A 13069-nucleotide genomic window follows, 5' to 3' on the forward strand; every position below is an offset into this window, starting at 1 on the left:
CTCGCTTGCGGGTATTTACTCTCGTTTGCAACATCTTAGCTGTTGCCATCTCAGGGTACGCCATGTATATAAACTACCAAAACAGGCAGCGGATCAAGATTATTCGTGAAGCCTGCGACCGTATGAGCAATGAGTTAAGGCACTTAGCAAAATGAGACTGCCGCACCTTGACCAGCGCATCAATGTGCACTGGGGCGAGGCTGAACAGTTGGCTTCTGCCATTGAGTGGGTGATATGCAGCCATCTTGAGCCCCCCGCTCGACCCACAGTGCTCATGGTGCTCTGCTTCGTGCCGCTAACTCGGGTTCGCAGCCGACTACTCGCCCGGGCTCGCCAGGAGCATGAGCACATGGGGCCACTACTGCGCAGGTCCCGCAAGCTGACCCTTCGCTACGATGAAGTGGCCTCGCTCATGCTCGTTCAGCCTATTGCGCCAGCTGCGGGCCTGGCCTGGGGCGAAATCCAGCGCGTGAGCCTCAACCTCGAACGATTCATTGATTTTACCCCGATTTCCTGAATTATGCTTCCTCCCAACCCCAATACCAAAACAGCCCGTCAGTTGCTCGTGGAGCTTAAGCCAGGCAAGGACATCGTGATGTACGACCCGAAAAGCCCGAAGCGGGTGATTAGTCAATGCGTGCGCGTGAGCGAGCACGTGTATTACCTGACCGGGCCACAGTTCAACGACTTCACCGCGCAGCTGCGCCACCCCATCCTGCCGGTCGGGGATGACTGGCTCCTGCCCGACCTCTTCAGCGTGGCCAAGGAAGACAGTACCACCGAGGCTGAGATGGTGGACGTGATGAACTTCTTCCTCCGCGATCACGGTGCCGGACCTGAGGAGCTGGTGCTAACCTGCTCTACCGCCCAGGATGCCATCGCCACCCTGGCCGGCCTATTTGCTGCTCACGGAAAACGCCCTAAACCCTAATCTAATCCAATGTCAAACTTTCGCTTTTGCAAAACCATCGAGGTAGATGGTCGGCAATTTCTAGTGCGGGCCGCTAATGTGGCGGCGCTCGCCTATCCCACCCAACCCAGATACCAGGTAGAGTATAAACTAGTCATCGATACGACCACTCCGGAAGGGGAAGGGTGGCTTAATCTACGCCTGGCGTTAGAGATGGAAAACCAACGCCGCCTACTTAATGCCCTGGAATGCTTTGATGAGCAGCATGCTCGCCACGTCTGGATTCTATTCGATGAGCAAATGCAGAAAACGGCGAGTGATGAGGAGTTAGTGGCGGGGGCCCAGCTGCTGGAGGGAATCCTCAACGGCGAGGTGCTCAAAAAATACGGGTTGGCCGGCCTCTAATAAATAGATGGGTGTCACTTGCGTACTGCTCGACGTGCTGCCGGTGCGGCTCGACTTAGCTGCGGGGCCGCCGCCACCTGATGCGGTGCTACTAGTTCAGGGAAATGGCCGCGTTTACCTGGTCACGAGTCAGGCTGCTGATAGGGGCTGGGTCTACGAAGACATCTACGAGCTGCTGCGGGTCGTGCATCGGGAGCAGTGGCTTCGAAAGCGAGGGCCGGTTTACCTCAGGCCAGAAAATGCAGAGAGCTTCTGGAAAGCCGACCTGCTACCGCTCGATGCGGCCGATTTTGTCTCAAAATAAGTGTTGCGAAAAAACACCCCGAAAACGGCACTCCTGGTGCCGTTTTTCACGCCCAAAAACTGTCGCACGAAAACCACCTGGTTAACATGACACAAGAACCCATTCCCGTCGTGCTCTTCGCCCGTGTCAGCAGCGAGGCCCAGGACTTCGGCCGGCAGCTGCGCGACTTGCAGCGCCACGCCGAGCGCGCCGGCTGCCAGGTGGTGGCCACGATTGCCGAAAAGCTCTCGGGCTCCCGCCGCAGCCGGGCCAAGCGCCCCGACCTCGACCAGCTGCTAAGCCTGGCCAAGTCGGGCAAGGTGCGCCAGGTGCTTGTCACCGAACTCAGTCGCCTCGGCCGGCGCGCCCGCGAGACGCGCCAGGTGGTCGAGGAGCTGGCCGACCTCAAAGTGTCGGTTTACGCCCTCAACATTCAGCTCGGCTCGCTGCTGCCCAGTGGCCAGCCCAACCCCATTGCCCGACTGATTATGACGGTGCTCATGGAAGTGGACGAAATGGAGACCGAGCGCCTGGGGCAGCGGATTCGCTCGGGTCAGGAAAAAGCCTATGCGGCGGGCCGGCAGAAGGGCCGGCCGGTGGGCACTACCCAGGCCGAAAGTAAGCTGGTACTAAAGTATCCGAAAGTGGTCAAATATTTGCATAATGGCCTAACTGTGCGCGAAATTGCTGGGCTGTGCGCCTGTTCCACCAATACAGTGCTTAAAGTCAAGGCCGCCTTGGTCACGTCCCCGGCCATCACACTTTCGTCCTAAAAAGCTGCCTCGGGTAGCGGAATCTTTGTTGCGGAAATATCTACCCCCTTTTGTGAAGAATACCCCCATTTTCGCTATTCCCGTGCGCTCGCACGTGCGCCAGTTCCTCCTGCATGAGTTTGGGGCCGAGCAGCCGTGGGCGATTCACCAAAATACGTTTATGGGGCGGGTGGTGCGGATGAAGTTGGAGAAGCACCCGTTTCGGCAGCTGCGCCGCTCGGAGCCCTGCGAGGGGCCGAGTGTGCACCTGACCCTGCCCACGGCCCTGCGCCACTACACGCTCACGCCCGACTCGGCCAAGCAGATAGGGGAGATGCTCGACAAGCTCTTCCAGCAGCAGCTGGTGATGTGGGTCAAAGCCCAGGTCGCGGCTACTGGCAACGAGCGGGCCGCCCTGCGCAGCTTCTGCAAGCTCTACGACATCGACCCCTCAGAGGCCGACCTCGAAATGCTGCGTAAAATCTACCGCGACTATAAGGATAAGGTGCTGCGCGAAAACGGGCACTACCAGCTGCTCTACGGCACGGGGGGCCGCGAGGAGCTGTTTTCTGATTTTGCGGTTGCGTCCTAAAAGGGGGTAGCAGGGGCCTGTTCCTTTGGAACATGGATAATACCCTTCCCGACTTCATCGACTACTTCCGGCAGCTGGTGGTTGAGCATGCCGACTTGCAAACCTTCGTGCACGGGGCGGCCGGCCGCATTATTGCCGGCACGCGCAGCGGGTTTACCTATCCCGTGCTCTGGCTCGAAACGCCCTCGATGGGGCTGACCGATAAGGATGGCACGGCCCCCTTCGGCCAGCGTGCCAGCGCCTTTGTGGTGCTGCACAGCACCGAGGGCGACAGCTACGTTGACCAGGATGCGAAGTGGGCCAGCACCGAAGCCTTGGCTCTGGAAGTGCTCAGCCGGCTGCGCCACGATAAGAAAGCGCGCCGGCACACCTTCGACTTGAACGGGGGGCAGCTCGAGGCGGTGGCCACGATGACGGTGGATAATGAAATCGGCTGGCGCTACGAGTTCAGCCTGGGCGATTACGTGGGCCTAAAATATGACGCCACGCGCTGGGAGGGCAAGCACGCATGAGCCTGATTCTACTGCGCACCAGCTACGAGAACGGCACGCCCTACGGCGACCGCACGAGCCAGTTCTACGGTACTACCTACGATACGACGAGCTGGTATTTCGATACGGACTCGCTCGCGGTCCTGACGCAGGTGGCGGGCATCTACGACAACTTTCAGGATGCCAGCGACCTGGACGAGTTCAAGTTCGACGGGGAGTTCTATGCCTACTGCGCCGGCACCACGCGCCGGGGCTACGTGCACGACGGGTACGGCAGCTTCACGGTGGAGGAGGAAGAGAATAGCCTCAGCTGCGGCTTTGTGCCCCCGGCCGCGCTTACCTGCGACCTAGCCTCGGCCAGCGTAAGCCAAACGCCCACCCCGGGCGGGGCCACGCTGGAGGCTAAAATCACCGGCACCGTCAACGGCCGCCTGCGCTACCGCCTCGACGCCGGCACCGAGCAGGCCAGCCGCTTCTATTATAACGTACTGCCCGGCGCCCACGTGCTGAGCCTGCGCGACGATGGGCTGGCCGGCTGCGAGCGCACCGTGCGCTTTGTCGTGGCCCCGCCGCCCCCGCCCCCCGTTCCCCTGGGTGCGCCGGTGGGCCTCGACTTCGTGGGCCAGCCCGTCTGGTACCGCACCGCGCCCGTGGCGGCTAACGCCGATGTGGCGCTGGAGCTGTGGGCCGAGAGCGCCCATGGGGCCGAAGATTTTAGCCTGGTGTTCACCCTACGCAAGCGGGCCGATAAATTAGGGGCCATTCAGTTTCGCCTCGATACGCTGCTCTGGCCGCTGCTCAGCCCCTTCGTGCCGACAGTGGCCACCGCCACCACGCGCTGCCGCACCAACCTAGTCAACTATTACGTGCGTACCAGCGTGCTGGCCCCGGGCCGGCCCCCGGTCTACGCCACTGGCCCGCTGCGCACGGCCGTGCGCGGGAGCCTGCCGGCCGAGTGGCGCGATACGGATTATTTCCGTTTCCGCACCCAAGCCTTTGCCCTACCCCCCTTCCTGAGCTGGCAGCCGGCCGGCCCCGGCGCCTACGCTGGCGACGCCCTGAAGCGCGTCACGCTCGACCAGCCCGAATGGCTGTTCTGGCTCTGCCCGGTGGACGTGGCCGGCCTGCGCATCAGCCGCAGCTACGACCAAGGGCCGCACTCGGCCGTGGTGCCAGTGGTGGAGGTCGAGCCCCTGGCCCCCGTCCCCGCCCGCGGCTGGCAGCACCAGCTGCTGGCCATTCCGCTGCGGGCCCAGGCCGGCTACCAACGAATGGCCGTGCGGGTGGAGTCGGCCGATGGCCAGGTGCTGAGCCCGCCCGCGTGGTATACGTTGGTGGAGGCAACGCCCCAGACCCGTTACGTGCTGTTTACCAACTCGCTCAGTGGCGTAGATACCTTGCGCTGTGAGGGCCGCCTGGAAGGCACCCTGGAAGTCACGGCCGAGAAGGTGGAGCGCCCCGCCGCCTACGGCGATGCCGGCGCGGCGCCCGACCGGCAGGTGAGCGACGTGACGGGCCTGCGCAAGCTTAAGCTGGCTTCTGGCTGGCTCAGCCCGGCTGAGCTAGCCTGGGTGCAGGAACTGCTGCTAACCCGCGAGGCCTGGCAACAACGGGGCCCGCAGCTGCTGCCGCTCGACGTGGCCAAGCGCAGCCTGGCGCCCTATTCCGACGAGAAGGGCCTGCGCGGGCTGCTGCTCGAATTCGACTACGCTTTTGCCCCCACCGCTTACGCCCCCACTCGTTATGCTTGAGCTAACCAGCGCCGGCCGGCCGGTGCACCTGAGCCCTGGTACCAGCACCCAGCTGGAGCTAAACTCGCCCCTGTTCGACGAGGACGTAATAAAAGGGCAATTCTCGTACTCGTTTCCCGTACCGGCCGGCCCCAACGGGCCGCTCTACGGCTTTCCCGAGCGCCCCGATGGGGACGGGGCCCCGGGCGCGCTGCTGCCGGCGGAGCTAAGTGACGACGGGCTGCCGCTGCTCGTGGGCCAGCAGCGCATCAAAACGGCCAGCACCAGCAAGTACAGCGTGAGCGTGCAGGCGGGCCTTTCGGGGGCCAACCTGAGCGAGCGCGCCCTGAGCTCGTTCGAATACGGCGGGCTGCGCGACGTGCCGCGCCAGGTACCGGGCGGGTTGGACGGGGGCGGCAATCCCGTATTTATACCTGGCCTGGTGCAGCACGCCAACCAGGTGGTAGCCAATCCCGATGCCTACGGCTACGTGTTCGCGCCCCTGCGCAACGAGTACCTGACCGACGACGAAAAGAAGCTACTGAGTAGCAGTGGCACCGTGCTCAACCCCACGGACTACCCACCCGCGACGGTTAATAAGTGGGTGGTGTACCCCGGGCCCATCTTCGGAATGCCGGCCGGGGGCAGCTTTACCTATAGCATCAGCTTTGCGGTGCCGGGCGGCGTGCAGCTGGGCACGTACAGTCTGCTGCCGGCCTACTGCCCCTTTCCCAAGCTGCGCTACGTGCTCCAGGCCATCTTCGAGGAAAGCGGGCTGCGGGTGGACGTGGCCCAACTGCTGCCCGGCGAGCTGGGCGACCTGGTAATAGTAGGCAACGCGCAGCTAGTGGATCGAGGCGATTTGACCACGCTGCGCTTCAGCCTGGCTGACGTGCTGCCGGCGATGAGCGTGGCGGAATTGCTGGCCGCTATTCGGCAGGATTTGGGCGTCGTCGTGTACGTAGACCCCGCGACCCGCTACGTGCGCACGGCGTACCTGGTGGAGCGCGTGGCCGCCAGTGCCGCCTACGTAGACCTGACCACGCGGCTGGCCGGCGATCCGGAGGCCACGATTGACGAGGCGGCGGGCCTGACGCTCACCTATAAGGTGGACAGCGAGGATGAGCTGACCAAAGACCTGGTGGATAAGCAGCCCGACCTGACCCTGCTGCTGCCGGCGGTGGCCACGCTGGCCGACCTGCCCGGCTTAGCCGATATAGCGGCCGACAACCCGCAGAACGGGCAGGTGCGCCTGGTGCAGGCCCTCGATACGTACTACGTCTGCGCGCTCTCGTATTTGGATGGCGTGCGCGTGACGCTCACCTGGACGCCCCTGGTGCTGAGCCTGGCCCCACTGCTGGTCAATGGGGGCGGCGACGAGCAGGAACGAGTGCTCTGCTACACGGCCACGCGCAACACACTGCTCTACCAGGGCCCCAACGCCGATTACGGGGTGCCGCTGCCGGCCATCTCGCAGCCGCCCTACCTGGCCAGCCAAAAGGAGGTTGAGCGTAACAACAACCTGCGGCTGCTCTTTTACAACGGGCTCCAGCTGGCTCCCGACGGGGTGAGTCCTTACCCGCAGCTCTCGGCGGTCAGCGCCAGTGGGGCCAGGACGTTGTATGTGGGCGGCACGGCCGGCACCTACGCCCAGCTGCTGAGCGCCTGGCTGGCCGTGAAGCTGCGCCCGGTCAGCTACAAGGTGCCCCTGCTGCTCACGCCCCTCGACCTGGCCCGGCTCGATTTGACCCAGCCGCTGCGCCTCGACGGGGTACCCTACCTGGTGCGCAAAGTGCAGGCCACGGTGCCGCTCCAAAAGCCGGCCACGCTGGAGCTAGTGCGCCTCTAAAAAAGGGGGCTACCGGGTACGGGAAATTGCCAGTTTAGGGCCGAAAAACGGGCCGGTTCTGAAAAAAATAAAGTTGCCAGTTCCGGCCCAGCTTTTGCCAGTTCCGGCCCAACCCCTAGCGGTAGGGGTAGGGGAGGGGTCAAGCGGTTGCCTGCCTACCCCCCTGGCTGGCCCGGCCGGTCAGCTGGCAATTGCCAGGTTTGGCCCGGCCGGTAAGCGGCCTACTACCCCGTCGGCGAAAGGTGCTTCTTGGCCGGCATGAACCTACACCTACTCCTAGCGCGGCACCCGTCCGCGAATGGCTGCACCCTGGGCGAGTTGTCGCTGAACGGGAAATTCTTTTGCTACACGCTGGAAGACGTCGTGCGGCCGGCCGGCCAGGTGGTTGCCGGCGAAACGGCCATCCCGGCTGGCCGCTACCCCGTCACCATCGAGCGCAGCCCCAGCTTCCGCCTGCTTACCCCCCGCCTGGGTGGGGCCGTGGCCAGCCGCGGCATCTTGATTCACCCGGGCAACGGCCCCAAGGATACGCGCGGCTGCATCCTGGTGGGCTTCGCCAAGCTGCCGAGCAACATCAAGATTTACCAGTCGCAGGAAGCCTTCCAGGCCCTGATGGGCCAGCTGCTCGACGCGACAACCATCGACTTGACGATTCGCTAGGATGGTCTTGCTGCCCCTTCCCCCGAATGACTGCCCCAACACCGGGGGCGTGCGCGGCCTGCGCGTGTGGCCGGCTAGCAACGTGCGCATTCCTGCCTACCAGGGGCAGCAGCTGACCCAGCCCTTGCAGCTGCTCGATGCCGGCAACTACGCCGACATCTGGTACCTGCCCGACTCGGCCGGCTTCAGCGAGCCCCAGGACGACAACGTGCAGGGCGACCTCTACAAGCCCCTTATTCAGCTAGTAGTGCCCAAGGACGCCCCCGACGTGTCGGAGGCGGTGGCCCGGCTCACCGCCGTGCGCTACGTGGTGGCTGGCTACACCGACGCCAACGGGCTGAGCAAGCTCGTGGGCACCCCGGAGAACCCGCTGCGCTTCTCGGCCCTGCTGGAAACGGGCAAGCGCGGCCCCGACCGCAACGGCTACACCTTCTCCTTCGCCGGCGAAACGCCCCAGCGGGCCCCCTTCTACCAGGCGCAGCTCGTGCCCACCATTCCCACTCGCAGGGCCTTCTCGCCCGGCTTCAGCTTCGGTTTCCACTAATGCCTACTCCCGATTCGCAACTGCTGAGCTTGATTGCGCAGTACCTGCCCGACAATACGAGCGAGGATATTACGCCGGCCATGCTGCGTGACGTGCTCGTGGCCCTGGTGCAGGCCAAGGTCAACCAAGACCAGCTGAGCGCATTCGCCCAGCTGGCCAGCCCCGTGTTCACCGGCGCGCCTACCGTACCCACCGCCGCCCCGGGCACGAATACCGACCAGGTGGCCAGCACGGCGTTCGTGCTGGCTACCCTGGCCAGCAATGGCCAGGGCCTAAGCGCGCTGGTGCTGCCGCAAAGCGTGCTGGCCGGCCACTGGTACTTAACTGCCAGCGGCATCTGGGAAGCGCGCCGCAACTTCAGCGCGTCGGCTGACCCAGTTAATGGGGCGAACTGGCTGCTAAAAGCTGGCTTCGCGGGCCAAGCCTCGACGATTACCGCCGCCGCCATTACCGACGCCAGCGATGCCGGCCGGCGTATGCTCACGGCCGCCAGCGCGGACGCGCAGCGGGCCTTGCTCAACAACCCGCACATCGCCCCGAACCAATACGGGGTTCACCCCGGCTGGACGAGTGAGGATGGGCCGCAGGGGCTATGGCAGTGGGTAATTAAATCGATTCTGGCCGTGCAGGGTGTGAAGGCCCCGGCTGCCCCCACGGCCGGCCAGGTCGATGACACGGCCGACACCTTCAGCTACCTGCCAAATCCCGACTACCCCAGCTTCGCCCAGTACAAGGTGGCCGGCTTGCCGGGCGTAACCGGCGCAGTAGTGCTGGATGCCACGAATAGCTACGTGAGCGGCAATCGCATATATATCAAGGTGGTAGGCCCTGTCAATAAAGGCGGCCTGGCTGTCTACGTGGCCGGCTCGGGCAATGTGCCTGATGGTGCCCCCCTCACGAATGCTGACCCCTTCACGGGCACGGCCGTTGTCTTGGCCAAAGGCTACGGCGCCACCTATACCGCCACTTACCCTTCTGCTGCCTAATGGCTACCCCCCTTACCATACCCACGCGGGCCGCCAGCACGGTTGACCCGCCCGCCGACCTCAACGCCATCGTCGCTAAAATCAACGAAATGTATCCGCAAGCCCTCGATATTCCAACCCGTAGCATCGGCACTGGCGACCCCGCTGGCGACGTGAATAAAATTGTGGCCTGGCTCAACGCCCACATTGCCACCACCACTCCTACTACGCCCACGGCGCCGGCTATCACCGCCGTGGACCCTACGAGCGCACTACCAGGCGCAACTATCATCTTGACGGGTGCCGGCTTCACCGGCGCGCTAAACGTAATTTTCGCAGGCGTGGCCGTAGGTAGCGGCAAGTTTCAGGTGCTTTCCGATACGCAGATTACTGTAGTTGTGCCCCCGGTATCGGCCGGCAGCAACCCGGTGCAGGTAGTCGGCGCTACGGCCACTAGCTCGGCGCGCGCGTTTGTGGTATTGGCAGCGGCGGCCAACGTGCTGCCCGTAGCCAATGCGGGCTTGGACAGCACTATTCAATTGCCGACTAGTCAAGTCGTGCTGATGGGCAGTGCCACCGACAGCGATGGCACGATTGCCGCTTATGCCTGGGTGCAGGCAACGGGCCCCAACACGGCGTTGCTCGCCAGCCCCAACGCCCAGAACACAACGGCCAGTGGCCTAATAGCTGGTATCTACCAATTCGACTTGACCGCTACCGACAACAAGGGCGGCACTAATACCGACCGGGTTATGGTCACGGTAAACGCAGCTGCGGGCAGTACGTTCAAGGTGCTGGGCGAAGGCGACAGCATTGTTGCCGACGATGCGGCTGGGCACTTGGGCTTTCCCAATTCTTGGCTGGCACAGTCGCGGGCGCAGGTCGATAATACCCTCTATACGGGTTGGCTCAACTTCGGCCGGGGCGGGGATGCGATTGGTGACGCGAGTCTGGACGCGTATATGGCAAGCGACGCCCAGAAGGCAGCTGTACGGGCGGGCTTTGCGACCGAGGCCGGTGTGGTAACGCTGCTGGCTTTGAACGCGGCCATCAATGATTTGCAGAACGGGGCCACGGCAGCGGTGGCTTACGCGCGCTACAAAGCGCTGGTCAACTACTACGCCAGCCTGGGCGCGCGTATTAGCGGCCGCACCTTGATGGGCTCGCGGCTGCCGGGCTCCAGCTATGACCATGCGGAGTTCTGGACGCGAGTGGTGGCCTTTAACAACCTGCAACGGGCTGGCTTCAATGATGGCAGCCTGCTATTAACCACCCTGAGCGACCTGCAAACCGACCCGAATCTGGGTGGCTATAATGCTCCGCTCAACGCTACCTATTTCCGCCAGGATACCTGCATTCACCCCACTGATTTAGGCTTTTCGATTATGGCCGCCTTCTTTGTACGGGAGCTGCCATACCTACGGGCTGGTATTCGAAAAGTGATTAATGCCAATGGGGATGCCAATACGGCCACCTTGGAGCAGGTAAACCCCGGCAATACCTTGCTGACACTAGACTCGTTTGATAATGCCGCCCTGCCCGGTTGGGCTATTGTCAAGCTTACCAGCCAAGGCAATCCTACTTCGGCGGGTAACGTGCAGGTGCTTGCTGGCCAGCTCGTTGTGAGCCCAGATTCGGCCGATGGCTGGAAAGGCGGTATCTGCCGTACCACTGCCGAAAATGGCATCGGCTTCCGCTACGCCGTGCAATTGGCTTCGCCTCTGTCCAACACGGCTACGGGCACGCTTATGGGCATCCAAACTGCCGCTGGGATTGATTACGACCGCCAGATTCGCTGGGCAGTCGGTGGGGGCGGGCTCTATGCGCAGTACGGCCCCAACGTGTTACAGACAAATCTTATCTATGACGCGCAGGCGCATAAGTACCTGGGCATTCGCCCCTACCTGGACGCGCAGCAAGTGATTCAAGTAGCTTGGGAGTTTTCCGCCGATGGCACCACTTGGAGCCAATTTGCTACTCGCCCTGCTGCTGCCTTGGCGGTAGATATAGACTATGCCAATCTACGCCTCGTGCTAAGTGCTCAAACCTATGGCGCTACCAGCAACCCTGGCTCGGCTTACTTTGACAATGCTAGCCGCATGGCTGCCTAGTCAACAGAATTTAGAAACATGCAAAAGCCCCGCCGTATAGGCGGGGCTTTTTTTGTAATTACTACCATTGTTTGCGGTCATTTTCTTCCCACTCTTCGCGCCCCTTCTTGCTGACATACCTGATTTCGCCATCCGGTTTCTGATACATGCCATATTCGTCTGGCACTTGGCGCCAGGGCTCAACATAGCTTGCCCACGCCCAAAACTTGGCAAACAGCTTCATTAACCTTTGTTTAATTCCTGCCATATAGCAAAGGTAGCAGACGTAGCTCCACTGAGTGGAACGGGGCTACACCCACTGGACTTCAGCGGCGCAGCTAATTAGTCAAGCAGTGGATTCCGATTCCGGTGCATCAGAAAACGGTGCGCAGGAACTTCCACTATATAATGTAATAAGGCTCCTCCAACTAGACTCACAGCAAGTGCAAGGGGGCCGATTAGTAGGCTTGCTTTACTAAGTTTTCCCGACTCTAAAGACGCATCCAGCCAGATTGAAAGGGGAATTTGAATCATGTAAAAACAGTAGCTAATTTTCCCGAGCCACACAAGTGGTTCTTTTCCGAGCCAAGTAAATACTCCAGACTTATTAGTTGCTGCCGCCAGTGTGAGCGCTATAACCGGAATGATAAGTAGGTTATGTACAATAAACCCTGACCACCGACTGCCGAAGTAAACTAAGTCAATAGTGCCAAGCATCAACGCTAGTGCGGCTACCCAATTCGAAACCCGCCAATCGAAGCGAAATACGAGAATGCTAGTGATTATACCAGCTGTAAATTCTGCTAAGCGACATAGCGGGAAGGCGTACTGCAAGGTAAATGGGATGGTTCCTGGCAGTAAATTGTAGACCAAGCCAGGCACAAAGCCAAGCATCGCGCACCCAGCTAGCAGCATCAATAAACCACTTTTTTGCTTGATTCGCAGCAGTACTGGAAGTAAGAGGGGGAAGCATAGGTAAAAGAAAATCTCGACCGCTATACTCCACGCCCCACCGCCATACCACGTCATAGCAATACTTGGAAAATAAGTCTGCAAAAACACCAGATTACTTCCTATTATTAAGGCACTAGGTCGCGCTCCTAGCCCGATACTTACAACTAGACTTAACAACCAACCTACCAGATAAACAGGATAAATTCGCGCAAAGCGTTTGAATAGAAAGTACTTGGTGTAGGCAAATCCTTTTACCTGCGGCTCGGGAAAATCCTTGCAGTGAGCATATGCCAGCAAAAAGCCGCTTAGCATAAAGAACAGATTTACTCCCAATGCCCCCTGACTAATGATGTTCTGAGCTTGCCAAGGCAGCCAAGTAATTGGCACTCGCGAATGCAAGTGGAATAAGAATACAAAAAAGGCAGCCCACCACCGAATTCCTGTTAGTGATTTAATTTCCCTCTGCGTAGTAGCCATCTAGTAATAAAAATGTATTCACTTGCCAAATGAGTAGCTGGCAAAGATAAAGTGACCTTAGCCCCGCCCCATCTGGCGGGGCTTTTTCGTACACTAAAACCGTCCTACCCTTCGCTTCTCAAAAAGGCAATCATTGTAAACCGCCCCACCCGGTGGTTTACCTATGAACGACCTACTCACCAGTTCCTGCTGGGCCCTGGAGACCAAGTACTACTCGCTGGCCAAGGCGACGATTCTGGCTCGCCTCGAAGCGGGCCTACCCGCGCTCGATGCCAGCGAGTCCAAACCTCGCTCGTATTCGCACATGGCCGATGGCTTCCCCACGATGTGGGTGGCGCAATCCGGGGAGCTGGTAGGCCTCGACCCC

15 protein-coding genes are annotated in these 13069 nt (G+C 61.1%); 13 read left to right on the top strand and 2 right to left on the bottom strand.

What is annotated here, in order from left to right; all coding sequences use genetic code 11:
* The first annotated feature begins 520 nt into the window (after positions 1-520).
* The 12 genes from GO988_RS11365 to GO988_RS11420 all read left to right on the top strand — a co-directional run bounded on the left by GO988_RS11365 (position 521) and on the right by GO988_RS11420 (position 11292).
* Positions 521-931 carry a hypothetical protein gene (locus tag GO988_RS11365; protein WP_157565296.1) on the top strand — a complete coding sequence of 137 codons (411 nt, stop codon included), beginning with the start codon at positions 521-523 and terminating at the stop codon, positions 929-931.
* A 9-nt stretch (positions 932-940) separates the two neighbouring features.
* Positions 941-1315, top strand: coding sequence for a hypothetical protein (locus tag GO988_RS11370; RefSeq protein WP_157565298.1), 375 nt, complete (start codon positions 941-943; stop codon positions 1313-1315).
* A gap of 7 nt (positions 1316-1322) precedes the next feature.
* The gene (locus GO988_RS11375; RefSeq protein ID WP_157565301.1) at positions 1323-1619 is read left to right on the top strand and encodes a hypothetical protein; all 297 of its coding nucleotides are present in this window, start codon (positions 1323-1325) and stop codon (positions 1617-1619) included.
* An 86-nt stretch (positions 1620-1705) separates the two neighbouring features.
* Entirely contained in the window at positions 1706-2371 is a 666-nt protein-coding gene (locus tag GO988_RS11380) for a recombinase family protein (RefSeq protein ID WP_157565303.1), read from the top strand.
* Between the two features lie 52 nt (positions 2372-2423).
* The gene (locus GO988_RS11385; protein WP_157565306.1) at positions 2424-2942 is read left to right on the top strand and encodes a hypothetical protein; all 519 of its coding nucleotides are present in this window, start codon (positions 2424-2426) and stop codon (positions 2940-2942) included.
* 32 nt (positions 2943-2974) lie between these two features.
* A complete protein-coding gene (locus tag GO988_RS11390) occupies positions 2975-3454 on the top strand; it encodes a hypothetical protein (RefSeq protein WP_157565308.1) in 480 nt (159 codons plus the stop codon).
* On the top strand, positions 3451-5184 hold the full coding sequence (locus GO988_RS11395; protein ID WP_157565311.1) for a hypothetical protein: 1734 nt from the start codon (positions 3451-3453) through the stop codon (positions 5182-5184). Before GO988_RS11390 ends, GO988_RS11395 begins: the two co-directional genes overlap by 4 nt.
* Positions 5177-7012: a hypothetical protein gene (locus GO988_RS11400; protein WP_157565314.1), complete on the top strand. Its 1836-nt coding sequence runs from the start codon at positions 5177-5179 to the stop codon at positions 7010-7012. The genes GO988_RS11395 and GO988_RS11400 overlap by 8 nt, the downstream gene beginning before the upstream one ends.
* A 258-nt stretch (positions 7013-7270) precedes the next feature.
* Positions 7271-7672: a DUF5675 family protein gene (locus GO988_RS11405; protein WP_157565317.1), complete on the top strand. Its 402-nt coding sequence runs from the start codon at positions 7271-7273 to the stop codon at positions 7670-7672.
* Positions 7673-7679: 7 nt separating this feature from the next.
* On the top strand, positions 7680-8216 hold the full coding sequence (locus tag GO988_RS11410; protein WP_157565319.1) for a hypothetical protein: 537 nt from the start codon (positions 7680-7682) through the stop codon (positions 8214-8216).
* Positions 8216-9202 carry a hypothetical protein gene (locus GO988_RS11415; protein WP_157565322.1) on the top strand — a complete coding sequence of 329 codons (987 nt, stop codon included), beginning with the start codon at positions 8216-8218 and terminating at the stop codon, positions 9200-9202. The genes GO988_RS11410 and GO988_RS11415 overlap by 1 nt, the downstream gene beginning before the upstream one ends.
* Positions 9202-11292, top strand: coding sequence for a PKD domain-containing protein (locus tag GO988_RS11420; RefSeq protein ID WP_157565324.1), 2091 nt, complete (start codon positions 9202-9204; stop codon positions 11290-11292). Before GO988_RS11415 ends, GO988_RS11420 begins: the two co-directional genes overlap by 1 nt.
* A gap of 61 nt (positions 11293-11353) precedes the next feature.
* Here the strand turns inward: GO988_RS11420 and GO988_RS11425 are convergent, their stop codons facing one another.
* Entirely contained in the window at positions 11354-11539 is a 186-nt protein-coding gene (locus GO988_RS11425; protein WP_157565327.1) for a hypothetical protein, read from the bottom strand.
* Positions 11540-11613: 74 nt separating this feature from the next.
* On the bottom strand, positions 11614-12702 hold the full coding sequence (locus GO988_RS11430) for an acyltransferase family protein (RefSeq protein ID WP_157565329.1): 1089 nt from the start codon (positions 12700-12702) through the stop codon (positions 11614-11616).
* 163 nt (positions 12703-12865) lie between these two features.
* On the opposite strand from GO988_RS11430, the gene GO988_RS11435 reads away from it, so the two are divergent.
* The coding region (locus GO988_RS11435) for a hypothetical protein (RefSeq protein WP_157565332.1) at positions 12866-13069 on the top strand (204 nt) is incomplete at its 3' end.

It is taken from the genome of Hymenobacter ginkgonis, from assembly GCF_009755225.1.
In the GTDB taxonomy this organism is placed as follows: Bacteria; Bacteroidota; Bacteroidia; order Cytophagales; family Hymenobacteraceae; genus Hymenobacter; species Hymenobacter ginkgonis.